The sequence below is a fragment of the Burkholderia sp. LMG 13014 genome (assembly GCF_905232215.1).
In the GTDB taxonomy this organism is placed as follows: domain Bacteria; phylum Pseudomonadota; class Gammaproteobacteria; order Burkholderiales; family Burkholderiaceae; genus Burkholderia.
The window spans coordinates 1-13,749 of sequence record NZ_CAJNKE010000118.1 but is presented as its reverse complement, the minus strand read 5'-3'; the positions used below and the strand labels follow the sequence as shown (position 1 = coordinate 13,749).

At 63.5% G+C, this 13,749-nt stretch carries 16 protein-coding genes; 3 read left to right on the top strand and 13 right to left on the bottom strand.

All coding sequences use genetic code 11. The annotated features are described in order from the left end of the window. The coding region (locus tag JYJ84_RS14955) for an MFS transporter (RefSeq protein WP_374102104.1) at nt 1–599 on the top strand (599 nt) is incomplete at its 5' end. A gap of 67 nt (nt 600–666) precedes the next feature. Here JYJ84_RS14955 and JYJ84_RS14950 read toward each other — a convergent pair. The 6 genes from JYJ84_RS14950 to JYJ84_RS14925 all read right to left on the bottom strand — a co-directional run bounded on the left by JYJ84_RS14950 (nt 667) and on the right by JYJ84_RS14925 (nt 3,986). Continuing rightward, the gene (locus JYJ84_RS14950) at nt 667–1,401 is read right to left on the bottom strand and encodes an O-methyltransferase (protein ID WP_175984831.1); all 735 of its coding nucleotides are present in this window, start codon (nt 1,399–1,401) and stop codon (nt 667–669) included. Nucleotides 1,402–1,505: 104 nt separating this feature from the next. Then, nucleotides 1,506–1,802, bottom strand: coding sequence for a 4Fe-4S dicluster domain-containing protein (locus tag JYJ84_RS14945; RefSeq protein WP_175984884.1), 297 nt, complete (start codon nt 1,800–1,802; stop codon nt 1,506–1,508). A gap of 2 nt (nt 1,803–1,804) precedes the next feature. Further along, entirely contained in the window at nt 1,805–2,113 is a 309-nt protein-coding gene (locus tag JYJ84_RS14940) for a hypothetical protein (RefSeq protein WP_043182895.1), read from the bottom strand. Nucleotides 2,114–2,125: 12 nt separating this feature from the next. Next, on the bottom strand, nt 2,126–2,683 hold the full coding sequence (locus JYJ84_RS14935; protein ID WP_175984832.1) for an RNA polymerase sigma factor: 558 nt from the start codon (nt 2,681–2,683) through the stop codon (nt 2,126–2,128). 340 nt (nt 2,684–3,023) lie between these two features. Continuing rightward, the gene (locus JYJ84_RS14930; RefSeq protein WP_164462584.1) at nt 3,024–3,278 is read right to left on the bottom strand and encodes a hypothetical protein; all 255 of its coding nucleotides are present in this window, start codon (nt 3,276–3,278) and stop codon (nt 3,024–3,026) included. A 33-nt stretch (nt 3,279–3,311) separates the two neighbouring features. After that, on the bottom strand, nt 3,312–3,986 hold the full coding sequence (locus tag JYJ84_RS14925) for a GntR family transcriptional regulator (protein WP_226214871.1): 675 nt from the start codon (nt 3,984–3,986) through the stop codon (nt 3,312–3,314). A gap of 58 nt (nt 3,987–4,044) precedes the next feature. Between JYJ84_RS14925 and JYJ84_RS14920 the strand changes: the two genes are divergently transcribed. Beyond that, nucleotides 4,045–5,208: a pyridoxal phosphate-dependent aminotransferase gene (locus JYJ84_RS14920; protein WP_175984885.1), complete on the top strand. Its 1,164-nt coding sequence runs from the start codon at nt 4,045–4,047 to the stop codon at nt 5,206–5,208. 465 nt (nt 5,209–5,673) lie between these two features. On the opposite strand, the gene JYJ84_RS14915 is transcribed toward JYJ84_RS14920, so the two are convergent. The 3 genes from JYJ84_RS14915 to JYJ84_RS14905 form a co-directional block, all read right to left on the bottom strand. After that, entirely contained in the window at nt 5,674–6,552 is an 879-nt protein-coding gene (locus JYJ84_RS14915; protein ID WP_175984833.1) for a PhzF family phenazine biosynthesis protein, read from the bottom strand. Nucleotides 6,553–6,699: 147 nt separating this feature from the next. Then, nucleotides 6,700–8,154 (bottom strand): DKNYY domain-containing protein, encoded by a 1,455-nt coding sequence (locus JYJ84_RS14910; protein ID WP_175984834.1) that lies wholly within the window; start codon nt 8,152–8,154, stop codon nt 6,700–6,702. A gap of 163 nt (nt 8,155–8,317) precedes the next feature. Further along, nucleotides 8,318–8,791, bottom strand: coding sequence for a cupin domain-containing protein (locus JYJ84_RS14905; protein ID WP_175984835.1), 474 nt, complete (start codon nt 8,789–8,791; stop codon nt 8,318–8,320). 341 nt (nt 8,792–9,132) lie between these two features. Here JYJ84_RS14905 and JYJ84_RS14900 point away from each other — a divergent pair, with 341 nt between their 5' ends. Then, entirely contained in the window at nt 9,133–10,098 is a 966-nt protein-coding gene (locus JYJ84_RS14900; RefSeq protein WP_175984836.1) for an NAD-dependent epimerase/dehydratase family protein, read from the top strand. Between the two features lie 102 nt (nt 10,099–10,200). Here JYJ84_RS14900 and JYJ84_RS14895 read toward each other — a convergent pair whose 3' ends face one another. From JYJ84_RS14895 to JYJ84_RS14880, 4 genes are all read right to left on the bottom strand, one after another. Beyond that, on the bottom strand, nt 10,201–11,094 hold the full coding sequence (locus tag JYJ84_RS14895; protein WP_043182881.1) for a LysR family transcriptional regulator: 894 nt from the start codon (nt 11,092–11,094) through the stop codon (nt 10,201–10,203). Between the two features lie 96 nt (nt 11,095–11,190). After that, entirely contained in the window at nt 11,191–12,018 is an 828-nt protein-coding gene (locus JYJ84_RS14890) for an alpha/beta hydrolase (RefSeq protein WP_175984837.1), read from the bottom strand. A gap of 244 nt (nt 12,019–12,262) precedes the next feature. Beyond that, on the bottom strand, nt 12,263–12,646 hold the full coding sequence (locus JYJ84_RS14885; RefSeq protein WP_089440118.1) for a VOC family protein: 384 nt from the start codon (nt 12,644–12,646) through the stop codon (nt 12,263–12,265). A 22-nt stretch (nt 12,647–12,668) separates the two neighbouring features. Then, nucleotides 12,669–13,631, bottom strand: a complete 963-nt coding sequence (locus JYJ84_RS14880; protein ID WP_175984838.1) for a hydroxymethylglutaryl-CoA lyase — start codon at nt 13,629–13,631, stop codon at nt 12,669–12,671. Between the last annotated feature and the right edge of the window lie 118 nt (nt 13,632–13,749).

Below are 13,749 nucleotides of genomic sequence, written 5' to 3'. Positions count from 1 at the left end.
CGCTGCTGCGTCGCGAGCCCTATGGTGCGCGCTACCTGATGCTCGCGATCTTTCACCTGTTCCAGGGCTTCGGCTATTACGGCTTCGGTACGCTGGCCGGCACGGTCGTGAAGAGCCGCGGCTTCGATGTGACGGACAGTACGCTGTTCATCGCGCTGTCGTTCATCGGCTATCCGATCGGCTCGCTGCTGTCGATTCCGCTGCTCAACTGGATCGAGCGCCGCACGCTCGTGATCGTGTCGATCCTGTCGATCGCCGTGTTCGGGCTGTGCTTCGCCTACTCGGGCCATACGATGCTGATCGTCGGCTTCGGGTTCCTGACGACCTGCGCGTCGAACGTGTTCAGCAACGCGTATCACGTGTACCAGGCGGAGATTTTCCCGGCGCGCGTGCGCTCGACGGCGATCGGCAGTACCTATGCGCTGTCGCGGATCGTCAGCGGTGCGCTGCCGTTCGTGTTGCTGCCGGTGCTCGCCAGTTATGGCGCGGGTGCGATGTTCGGTGTGATCTCGATTGCGCTCGGTATCGTCGCCGTCACGCTGCGCGTGCTCGGGCCGCTGACGACGCGGCGCAGCCAGGATGAGATCAATCCGGTTTGAGCGGTTGTCGATGCGGGTGCGTGGGAATGCGCTCCCGCATCATGCGTGGGGCTTTGAGACAAGGATCCTACGACGACATTCCCGCTTGAGAAACGACGACCGTAAATTCGATCCCCGATTCAAAATCCAGCGTCGTGGTCGAGAACCGCGGATCGTCGTCGAGATAGTGCTTGTACGGTCGAACGGCGTCCTCGGCCGTGTACATGTTGTCGGCCAGTACGACCGACCCCGGGCGCAGCAGGCGCTCGATCTCCTTGAACACCTTCAGATAGACGTCGGCCCATACGTCGATGAATACCATGTCGAACGTACCGTCCAGCTCGGCGACGGTCTCGAAGACATCGCCCTCTCGCACGTCGACATAGGCGTCCAGGCCCGCCGTGCTGACGTGATCGCGCAAACGCGTGCACTTGAGCGCATCGCGTTCGGTCGCGACGACCACGCCACTGCCCAACGTGCGCAGCGCCTCGGCGAAATACAGCGTGGACACGCCGCATGAACTGCCGAGTTCGAGGATTCTGGCCGGCCGTTGCGAGAGCACCAGGTTGCGTAAAAATCCGCCGGTTTCCGGCGACACGGCCAGCGACAGCGGACTGCCTTCCGGGGACGCGAAGTCGTCGCTGGACAGCCCGAACGTTTCGAGAAACCGCCCCCGCAGACGGGGTGCGATCGCTTCATATTCTTCGGCTAACGACAGAAAATCCTCGTTCGATCCCTGGAACTGCGCGCGGGCGCGGGCGACGATTTCGGTGCGGCTCTCTTCGTGGAGGCGTCGCAGCAGAACGGTGGTGGGTGAAGCCATGTGCGTTCCTTGGCGAAATTGATCACTTCGACGATGTATCCAGCGACTGCCTATCCCGTCAGGGCTTCTGCGCCGTCGCTCGATATCGGCGATAACGGATGTCGCTATGCCGTTCGGGCGAGCGTGATCGCGTGTTCGGGGCACGCCGTCACGCACAGTCCGCATGACCGGCACGCGTGCGCGTTCGGCGTGTAGGCGACTTTCATGCCATGCACACGCTGCTTCAAGCGATGCATCAGATCGAGGCCGACGTAATCGGCCTGGTCGATGCGCCGGACCTCGAACACATTCTCGGGGCAAACCGCGACGCAATCGCCTTTGCCTTCGCAACGTTTCAGATCGACGACCGGCGCGATCACCCCCGGTTTCTGCTTGCAGTCGCCCGTTGATTTTTCGCGCACGTTCACTCCCCGTCGGGCCGGTTGTTGCCGGATCGCCACGCGGTCCGGAAATGCTCGCGTTCTTCGGGTGTCATGGATTCCCACTTGCGCCAGTGGCGCCGACCGCGCCAGCCGCGGTGTCCACGGAATCCGCCGAACAGGATGCGGCTCAACACGAGCAGGCCCAGCGCATGGGCGAAGTCGATCGTGCGGGCGCCGATGAATAGCGCCGGCATCACCCAGTTCCACAACATCATGACGACCCATCCGAGCACCGCGATGGCGATCACCACGAGCAGCGCCTTGCCTGCACATCTGATTCGAAAATTCATCTGTCGACTCCTCTAGGTATTGTCCAGTTCGTCATAAACGGGCTGCAGCCGGGCACGCAGATGCAAGACCGCATAGCGTTTGCGAGCGAGCAGCGTATTGAGCGCGACTCCGCTTTGCGCGGCCATCTCCTTGAAGGGGCGGCCCTCCAGTTCGTGCGCGATGAATACCTCGCGCTGATTGGCCGGCAACTCGTCGAGCGCATCCTGCAAGGCCTTGAGCAAGAGCGTGCGCGCGTAGAGCGCCTCGGGGCCGGCATCGTGCGCGGGTAGCGCGAGGTCCAGGCGATACTCGTCGTTCGCGTCATCCTCGGCCTCGAACAGATCCGCCAGCGGCTGCTCCTTCTTCTTGCGAAAGCGGTCGACGATACGGTTGCGCGCGGCACGGAAAAGCCACGCGCTCGCCTGTTCGATTGGCGCCGGCAGCCGGTAAGCCTGAACGAACTCGTGAAACACATCCTGCAGAACGTCCTCGGCATCGTCCGGGTCGCGTATCCGACGCCGGATAAAGCTCACGAGCCTCGTTCGTTCACGCATCACGATCGCGGTGATGTCGCGGTCTGGGTCGGTCATCGTGCGTGAAGTGAGTGGCGGTCCATGTGCCTGTAGACGTTTCAGGCGCGCGAATATTGTGTCGAGTGTGAAAATCTGCTGCGCGAGCGCGCAGGCTTTACGGGTGGATAGCGTGTGCGGCGCCAAGCCGGGGAACCCGAGTTTGGTCCGGCCCGGACGTCATCGCTGACGCAACAGGGTGCCGCGTAACGAAAGTGAAAGCAACGGGCCGACGACGACGGTCAAAAGGTCACGACCCACCGTGCAAGGCCTCCGACTGCCGCCGGACCCAGGCCGCGGCGACCGGCGAGGCCGAGTGAAAACGCTCAGCGAACGTCTCGTGCGAGAAAGACTTCGCGTGTCACGCAGCCTCGATCCAGATCGGCTCTGCAGGATGATGCTCTTGAATGACGGCAACTGCGCGCGCCATTTCATGGACGTCTCCTGCGCGAGCACGGCCTGTGAAATTCGTGACGTGCATGCCCGTAGAGCGAAGCGCAGCCATCTCCGCTTCAGTCAGTACGCCGGCATCCACCCACAGGCGGTGAGCCTGGTTGTCGCGCCATAGACTTTCGAACGCGGTGACGCCGATCCTGGAGTTGGCAAAGAACACCATGTGCATCTCCGTCGTTGCGTGATTGACCAAGTATCAGGCATCCGGCTCCGCCGGGATCGCCTTGTGGCGTAGCGCGTCAGTCAGTGCCTGGCCTGCGTCGGCGATGTGTGTGGCCAGGCGCTCGCAGGCTTCGTCGACCCGGCCAGCGCATGCCGCATCGAATATCTCGACATGCTCGTTATCGGAGCGCGCACGCCAGTCGAGCCATTTCCACGCGGCAAACAGATGGCGCGCGCTGGCCTGATGCAGATCCGCGATCACGGAGACGACCCGCGGCATGCCACACGGCGTGGTGATCGCCTGATGAAAGCCTCGATTGATGCGTTCGAGCGCAGCGATGTCTCCTGATGGCGCGTCGGCCTCGAGAAAGGACGCCGCGCGTGCCAGGTCATCTTCGGTGTAGCGGGGAATCGCGTACCGGAGCGCGAGCGGTTCGAGCGCAGCCCGCATGCGGGAGACCTCAATGACTGCCTCGACATCGAGCGGCGCCACGCGAACGCCACGCCGAGGCTCCGCGATGACCAGGCCTTGTGCCTCGAGCCGACGAAACGCTTCGCGCACCGGTACATGGCTCGTACTGAAGGCGTCGGCCCACTCGTCCTGCTTGAGCCGCTCGTCCGGCGCAAGCTCGCCCGAAACGATCCGGGCGGCAATCGACTGCGCGATATGCGCCGCGACCGAGCGATCGTCCTTGACATCGCCATTCATCTCAACCACCATCAGAATAGATTATCTATTATCTATAGTAACAGATCGGGAGACAGACATGCGCCACCGCCGCCCCGCCCGACTGCAGGAGATCGCCGGCATCGGCGTCGACCGCATGGGATCGATCGCGGACCACGCCGGCCGCGACGTGCTCCGGCTGGAGAATCTCGATACGGATATCCCGCCGCACGCAGATGCGCTCGCGCGAACGCGCGCGGCGGCGAGCGAGGATGCCGCGAATTCGTATCTGCCATTCGTCGGCCAGGACCGGCTGCGCGCCAGTGTTGCAGCGCACGTCACCGTGCAGACGGGGGTGAACTACCGGGCCGACAACGTCATCGTATCGGCGGGTGGCCTGTCCGGCATCCTGAACGTCCTGCTGGCCGTGCTGGAAGTCGGCGACGAGGTCATTCTGACTGACCCGACCTATGCGGGGCTGCTCAACCGCGTGCGGCTGGCCGGCGGCTCACCCGTGCAGATCCCGTTCAGTTTTCACCCGGGCGCCGAATGGAAACTCGATCGCGAGGCGATGGCCGCCGCGTGTGGCCCGAAGACGCGCGCCATGCTGCTGATGTCCCCGTCGATGCCCTCCGGCGCGGTGCTTGACGAGGAGGACTGGGTTTTCGTCGCCGGTCTGTGCGTGCAGCACGACCTGTTGCTGATCGTCGACAGCGCGATGGAGCGGTTGCTGTTCGACGGGCGCGAGGTCGTTCATCCGGCTCGGCTGCCCGGCATGGCCGAACGCACGATCACGGTGGGCTCGGCGTCGAAGGAGTTGCGGATGATCGGCTGGCGGGTGGGCTGGATCGTGGCGCCGGATGCGCTTATCCCCGATCTGGTTGCGGTGTCGCTCGCGAATGTGGTCGTGCCGGTCGGCATCGCGCAGGAGGCCGCCGCCATCGCGCTCGAGCGCTCGACGATCGACCTGCCCGATTACGTCGCGGAACTGCAGCGTCGACGCGACGCGATTGCCGCCGAGCTTCACGGCCTGCCGTTCGGCATGCCTGCGGGCGGCTGGTCGATGCTGCTGCGCGTGTCGGATTTCGGTCTCACGGGTGAACAGATGTCGGAGCGGCTGCTCGAACTGGACGTATGCGCGACGGCGATGACGGGCTGGGGTCGGCAACATGGCGGCGCCTATATCCGTTTCGTCTTCGCGAACGAGCCGGTGAACCGGTACGCGGGATTCGGCAAGAAGGTCATCGAGGCATTCGGGATGTAAGGATGCCTGATGGAATTTCTCTGCTCGAAATTCTGCAGCCCGATAACGGAATGCGCAGTCCTCGCGTTAGCGCCTCCCGAGATGCCCGCTCGATTGCAAATGTCGACAGGTCTGCCCTTCGACGTCGTAGCCCGCACGCGCGAGACCTAACGCCTGGGGGCCAATCCCGCATGCGCAATCAAGAACCTCGCCCGTCTCGCCAGGCGGTAATGGAAGTGGCGTGAGGATGCCACCTTGACGGTCTATCGCCTGCTCCCAGTCATCGAACTGGCCATATCGTCATAATGGCCAGATCGTCATAAAAAGGCTCGCGAGGTGAGTTCATCGCGAGTCGGCGCGAAAGGGACGCTCTCCGGATGGGCTTCGACATCGAAAGGCGGTCGATGTAGCTGACCAAATCGGCAGGTAACCAACCGCCCCATCGAAGCCATTCGGACACCCGGGAAGCGGACGTTCAAAGCAACCTCAGATCTCGACAGTGATCGACCGCGTGACGACGCCGGTACCGCCGGCCATCAATCGCGAGATCCTGCCGCCGTCGACATCGAGCATGACTTTGATGACGCTCGGCGAAGGTTGCGGCATCAAATGCCCTTGTTCAATGATGATGTCCGTGTCGCCGGCCCCCATCCGCTCGTATAGCAAGCACGCCAGCGGCCCGGCTGCCGTTCCGGTCGCCGACTCTTCGGCAATGCCGAAACGCGGCGCAAACATGCGGGTGCCTGCATGGCGCCCGGGTATTTTCGTCGTCGTCGAGAAGACGTAGTAACCAATCAAATCAAGATCGTCGCTGATCGATTCAATCGCTCGCAGGTCCGGACGAATCGCAGCCACGGACTGCTCGTCGGGCAACGCAATCATCAGAAAGCTGTTGCCGGTATTGACGACGGTCGGGCTTTCCACGCTATGGATTTGGGCAGTCGAGACGCCCAGCGATTGAGCGATTCTGGCAGAGAGCGGAGATTCCGCCTCGATTGAACGATAAGTTGGGGAACGCTGCTCCATCAGAACGGTATCGCCCTCGATCATGATGTCTCTGCATCCGTCGATCGTCTCTTTCGACGACTGGCCGTCATCCACCCTGCCGATTGCTCTCAACAGAGAAAACGTGGCGATAGTGGCATGGCCGCAATGCGCGATCTGCCGCGTCGGTGTGAAAAATTCCAGCTTGACCGTCGCAATATCCGATTTCGATACGAATGCGGTTTCTGACAATGCGGCCTGTTGGGCAACGTGCAACTTCTGATTTGCCGTCAGCTCATCGGCATCGATCACCACGCCGGCAGGATTGCCCCCGGCTTTTCCGTCTGTCAACGCATTGACGATTTGAACTTCAACTCGCACGAGTCCTCCCAATGGACGAAACGCAAACCAAGCGCGATAACCACCTGCGCTCGTGCCGACTATCGACGATTCCGAGGCCGGCGCCGACTGACTGCGACTGGCAGACACTGCTCATTCAGCAAGACCTGACAGCCGGTCCTTTCCTGCCTAATTGTTGCTCGTGGTGGTCGGCCCTTGCAGCTGGATATCGTCCCCGCACCACGTAGCCCGCATCCGCTTGCCGTTGCCGATATCAACCACGGTGTCCTCGAGTGTCGTATCGTCAGCAGTCTTGAAAAGATACCGGTAGCGGTTGTTTTCATAGCCGATCGAATAGCCAGCCGGCAATTTCTGTGGCGCGATGGGCCGGAGCGGACCAAACCGGTGCGCCGGCGTCGGCGCGGCGAGCTTCGCGAGCGCGCCGCACAACGGTCCATCGTCCCTCGACACGGAACTCCGCAGGTTGATGAACCCGAGATCGTCGGCCAGGTAGCCGGCTACCGGGCCACTCAAACGGCCTGCGATTTGCACGCGACTTGTCATGGCGCCTGCACCGTAGGCTTGATGCGACGGGTCAAGATCGAAGATCTGCTTTCCACCGATACCGAGATACGACGAACCCGGCATCACAAAATAAACGAAGTCGGGCACATTGGCGATGCGCTTGATATCGTCGAACTCGTGGAAATACAGCACATCCAGTCCACTCCGGGCTACCCGGAACTCGTCCGGCTGGGCATTGCGGACGCATTTCAAATCGGGGGCGCCGGGCACCGGGCACACCGGGACCAGCATCTGGAACGTGGCCGCCCGCGCGCCGTCAAGCGGCTTCCGGCCCAGGTAGACGCGCTCGCCGTCGCTGATGATGGCGGGTTGAAGTGAGGCCGGCGGGCTAAGCAGCTTCAGCTGCGCCTTGATTTCCGGCTGATAAACGGGACCCTCGAGGGCGTCGATTGAAAATACGCGTCCAGCATTGACTGCGAAGGTATTACCGATGACTTCGACCGGACCCGGCACCATCTTCGGGTCCGTTCGCTCTTCCATATACACGTGGTTGCGGTCGTACGCCCATCCATCATCGGCCTTTGCGCCCTTGGGCACAAAGGTCTTGAAGGTCGCGGGATCGGCGCCCGGAATCACGTCGGCGCCGTCGAATACCTGCTGGCCGTCGGTGGCGTGGAGTCGATCCAGAACGCGCAGTGCCGAACCGCGTTGCGTGAGCAGATAATAATGTCGTGCCTCGTCATCCTCATGACGACGCATACGCGAGGGTAAAAGACAGGACATGTCGGGTACCGGCCCGCCATGCGAACACGCATCATGTAATTCGTGCAATGCCGAGATGAAATACCCCTGGCCATTGATCACGCCATACTGGTCGCTCAGCATCTTGACGGGCGGATGCGTGCACGGCCCCTCGCGCTCGGCAGACAGCCCGCCCATGCTTTTGCCGGCACGCGCCAGCGGATACCAGTATTCCCGACAGATATTGTCCGTGTATGCCAGTGCCTCGCCGGCGAGGCTGAACATGAGCAATCCGAGTACCAGCAAGATGACGTCACGAATTCGGTCGCTCGATTGCGGGCTCATGCGAACCCCGGCTTGCAAGGTGTTTTCGTTCATAAAAGACGGTTCGGTTTCGCTCGACCCCATATCGTCGACGTACGATTGTCAGCGATCTGCGCCGGTATGTCGAACGACCCGTCGTGGCCGATTGCTACCCGATGCTGAAAGCCGTGGTTGACCCGATATGGACGCCCGGCCTCGTCCAAACCAGACACTGGAATCAATACGGCTCACCGTTTTTGTGTTCGAAAACCCATTGGCCGGTTGAATTCAGCACTGCGACGAGGTCGTCGGTTGCATAGCTTACTGCGTCGCCCGCGACTCGACTGCCGACTTCGATGATCGTGGCATCGCCCGTCGAGTTGTTTTGTAAATGGTGCGGCGTGCCGTTCGCGCGAAAGCCTGCGCACATTCCCGGCTGCATCAGATAGTGATCGTCACCGACGTAGAGCGTGACCTCGCCGCTGAGCACATACACCCACTCGTCCTGTTTCGAGTGTCGATGGTGTAGAGCGGATACTGCCCCGGGACGCAATATCGTCAGGTTCACGCCAAATTGACTCAAACCGAATGGATCGCCAAGCGGTTTCTTCTCCCGCCCCGCCATGCGAGACGCAAACGGCTCCGGGTAGTTTGAAGGTTTTGTGCGCGGCGCGGCATCGGCGGCAACCATGCAAGCTTCGAGTCGGTCCATTCGCATTCCTCGTTCAGTCGACATTGACAGACGGAATCTTGCGAATTCACCAATGGAACGTCAATCTTGATTCGAATAATCAACCTGTCTTCGATTGACCGTGTACCGGAATCGCTTTGATAACCTTTGAATGCTCAAGGCGATTGTTGACGATTTTCGCGTCGGACCGGGTGTCTTGTCGTGGCCGACTACCGACCAACGGGCCCGATTGCCACTCTTCTTTTTGAAATCGCCGCGAAGCGAGCGTGCAGGCTTCGTGAGGTGATTGCCCCCGAATTGGCAGCCGATTAATATCGTTGAATTCTCGGGGCTAACGTGTAACCACTATGCGCATACTGGTAATGGGCGGGACACTGTTTCTCGGCCGGCACATTGTCGAAGCGGCCGTGCAGCGCGGGCACGATGTAACGATATTCAACCGGGGTCGACAAAACCCATCACTATTTCCCGAGATCGAGCGTCTCGTTGGCGATAGGGATTCGGATCTCTCCGCGTTGGCGGGCCGGCAATTTGACGCGGTGATCGACCCTTCCGCGTATCGCCCGGAACACGTCGACCTCGTGCTGTCTGCGCTGAAGGCCCCGCCGAAGCACTACACGTTCATTTCCAGCATTTCTGTCTATCGCAGCTTCCCGCCCGGCGTGCGCTACGACGAGCACGCGGACACCCTCCCCGGCCACGACGGTTATGGTGCGCTGAAGGCCAGGACGGAAGCGGCCATTCAGTCGGCCATGCCGGGGTGTGTCGCGATTCTGAGGCCGGGGTTGATCGTTGGCCCCCACGATCCCACCGGCCGGTTCACGTACTGGATTCGCCGCGTCGCGACAGGGGGCCGCATCCTTGCACCGGGGCGGCGTGATCGCCCGATCCAGTTCATCGATGCGCGCGACCTGGCGCAATGGTGCGTGCAGATGACGGAAAGCAACGCGAATACCGTATTGAACGCGGTGGGTCCCGCATCGACTTTGACGATGGAGCAGTTCCTCAGCCGGTGCATCGAGGTTGCGTCAAGCCGCGCACAGCTGGTATGGCTCACGGATCAACAGGTTCTCGACGCGGGGATCGAGGGATGGACGGAGCTTCCGCTCTGGATCGCGGAAAGCGATGGTGACGCGGGCGGCATATTCCACGCCGACAACCGCCGCGCGCTACGGTGTGGTCTCGCGTTTTCGCCGCTGGCGCGAACCATTCAGGACACGCTCGAATGGGCGCGGGAAGCCGGCGCCGAGACAGCATCGCCGTTGCTGGTCGACGCGCTGAGCGCATCGAAGGAACGCGCCACGCTTGCACGCCTCGGTGCCGCTTGAGTCAGCTTCCGCGACGATTCAGGCATGAGCCCCGGAACGCGCACCAGTGATCGCATGCCCTGGAGGCCGTGCCGCGCCATTTTGTGACGCTTGCCAACCGCTTCACCGTGCCGACATGAAATCGAACAGCTTCGCGATATCGGTCGTCAGCACGCTGCCCGCCTTCACGCCAACCCACAGCGTGCGTGTGGCCCATGCATCGTCGAGCTTCACGACCCCGAGCCGCGCCGCGCGCTCGCCGGTCACCGCATCGCGCGGCAGGATGCCGATGCCGAGCCCTGCCTCGATCATCCGGCTCACGCCGTCGAAATTCGAGACCTGGATCCGCAGCTTCAGCGAGCGCTCGACCGCGAACGCGGCGTCGGTCATGCGCGCGAGCAGCGAACTGCCGTCGCTGAGGCCGACGTAGTCCTCGTCGAGCGTATCCGCGAAGCGGATGCTGTCGCGCGCGGCGAACCGGTGCGTGCGCGGCACGAGCAGTACGAGCTCGTCGCGCCGGTACAGCCGCCGTTCGATGCCGGGCGCCGGCACGTTGTCGGCGAACACGCCGAGATCGGCCTTGCCGGACGCGAGCGCGTCGACGATCTCGTGGCTCAGCCGCTCCTCGAGGCTGACCTTGATGCCCGGATTGTCGGTGAGGAACGCGGCGAGATCGGCGGGCAGGAACTGGACGATCGCGGACGTGTTGGTCCACACGTGAATGTGGCCGCGCACGCCGGCGACGTAGTCGCTCATCTCGTGCGCCATCCGGTTGACCTGCTCGATCACCTTCGCCGCATGGTCGAGCAGCGCACGGCCCGCGGGCGTCAGTTCGACGCCGCGCGCATGCCGGACGAACAGCGCACTGCCCGTCACGCTTTCGAGCTCGGCGATGCGCTTGCTGACCGCGGACAGCGTGAGCTGGCCGTGTTCGGCCGCTTTCGTCAGGCTGCCGTGCTCGGCGACGAGCGCAAACACGCGCAGCGACTGCAGATCGAAATGAAGCGGGTTCACCATGTCGTGGTTCCTGGGAAGGCCGTGCCGGCGCTTGCCGTCAGCGCGGCGGCCTAGCGCCGATCATACGCCCGGCCGTGTGAGCGCGAAATGGCACGTCTAGCGCGGCGCGATCGACTGCAAGGCGGCGAGCATCGCACCGTCCGGCTTCGCCAGATCGTCGAGCACGTCGAAGTGTTTCATGTCGGGCAGCCCGACGTGGGCGGTCCGTTCGCCGGCCGCTTCGCAGGCCGTCGCGTAGTCGCGCGCTTGCCGGACGAGTTCGGGCAGCTCGGCGTCGCCGACCGCAACGACCGTCGGCGCGCCGGGCCCGAGATGGCGCAACGGGCTGTATGCGTCGACCTCGTGCGCGGTGAGCTGCAGCTTGTCGTTAAGACAACACAGCGAGATCGGCTCGAGATCGACGAGCGGGCTGATCGCAAGCGCGGACACGACGGCCGGATGCGCGCGGTGCACGGCCGTCAGGTGGCCGCCCGCCGAATGGCCGCTCAGGTGGATCGGCCGCTTCGCGGTGCCGAGGCCGTCGGGGTCGTTCGCCAGGTAGTCGAGCAGCGCACCGATCTCGCCGACGATGTCGGTCATCGTCGCGATCGGCGCAAGCGTGTATTCGGCGAGTATCACGTCGAAACCGCGCGCGAGCGGCCCGCTTGCCGCATACGCAAAATCCTCTTTCGCGCAGTGCTGCCAGTAGCCACCGTGAATGAACACGAACAGCGGCGCATCGGGCTGACCGCACGACAGCCAGTCGAAACGCTGCGCGGGTTGCGCGCCGTAACGCAGGTCGCGCCGGCCGGATACCGCTTCGTAAAGCACCGCACTACGCGCCTGCATCGATGCCAGCAACGCCGGGAAATCAGGCACCACCTTCGTGTTCAGATAGGCGGCGTCGAGCGCCGCGCGGTCCATGCCGCGATAGAGGATCGTCATCGGGAATCGCCTGGGTCGGGATGCGGAAAGCGCGGACGCAAGCGTCGCGTCCGGTGCGAAGGCGGCCTCTCGGTCGCCGATGCATGCATTATCCGCAGCGTGGTACGGGCCGGCTATCCGGAATCGGCGAGCGCGGAAACCGGCTGTCCGTTTTCGGCGGGAGATCGGCGCGGCATGCGGCCGCACCGGCGCGCGCCGTGCCGCATGCGCGACTGCACGAGACGGCACGGCGGTACGCCGACGGTCAGATCAACTCGGAGATCTCGATCAGGTTCAGGTCGGGATCGCGCACGTAGACCGACCGGATCTTCTGCGTCGCACCCGTGCGTTCGACGGGCCCTTCGACGATCGGCCAGTCGACACGCTTCAGGTGCGCGATCACGTCGTCGAGCGGCACCGACGCGATGAAGCACAGGTCGAGCGCGCCGGGCACCGGCACATGCGCTTTCGGTTCGAATTCCGCGCCGCGCACGTGCAGGTTGATCTTCTGGTTGCCGAAGCGGAATGCGATCCGGCCGGCGCCGAAGGTTTCGAGCTGCATCTGCAGGACCTCGGTGTAGAAATGCTTCGTCCTGTCGGGATCGACGCAGGTCAGCACGAGATGGTCGAGGTGGTCAATCAGCGCCATGAGATTCGCTCCGGTTCGTTGTTCATGAGAAAGCGCGTTGGGCGGGCATGTCGCCGGCGTCCGCGCGCGGCGGCGGATGAAGGTCCGAGCGGCGCCCGGCCTTCAGGATCTGGCTCGGCACGTCATGACCGATCAGCGCGGGCAGCCGCGCCGACGCGGCCAGCACGGCTGCGAGATCGATGCCCGTATCGTAGCCGTCGAGTTCGAGCATGTGCACGAGTTCTTCGGTGCACGCGTTGCCGGTCGCCCCCGGCGCGTACGGGCAGCCGCCGAGCCCGCCGAGCGATGCGTCGAAGCGGTCGATCCCGGCGTCGAGTGCCGCGAGCGTGTTCGCGAGCGCCATTCCGCGCGTGTTGTGGAAGTGCAGCGTGAGCTGCAACGCGGCGAAGCGCTCGCGTGCCCGTGCCGACAGTTCGCGCACCTGCGACGGAAACGCCATGCCGGTCGTATCGCACAGCGTGAAGCCGTGCACGCCGAGATCCGCGAAGCGCTGCATCCACGCGAGCACGCCTTCAGCCGGCACGTCGCCTTCCATCGGGCAGCCCAGCGCGGTCGACAGCGACACGTTGATCGCGACACCCGTGCCGCGTACCGCGTCGATCACGTCGCGCAGCTGCGCGAACGACTGCTCGCGCGTCATCCGCAGGTTCGCGCGGTTGTGGCTTTCGCTCATCGACATCACGAGGTTCACTTCGTCGACGCCGCACGACAGCGCGCGCTCGGCGCCGCGCACGTTCGGCACGAGCACCGTATAGACGACACCCGGTGCGCGCGCGATACCGTGCATCACGGCCTCTGCGTCGCGCAACGCGGGGATCGCCTTCGGCGACGTGAACGACGTGACTTCGATCTTCGCGTAGCCGCACGCGCTCAGCGCGTCGACGAGCGCGATCTTGTCGTCGGTGTCGACGAAGGCCGCTTCGTTCTGGAAACCGTCGCGTGTCGCGACTTCGTGGATGTAGAGCCGTTTGTGTTCGCCGCTCATGTCGTCGTCTCCGGGGTCGGGTTCAGATCACGCCGCGCGTGCGCCAGTCGCCGCGCGTCGCCGCATCGATGCCGAGCGATTCGAGTACCGCCTCGGTGTCCGCGCCGAGCGCGGGCGC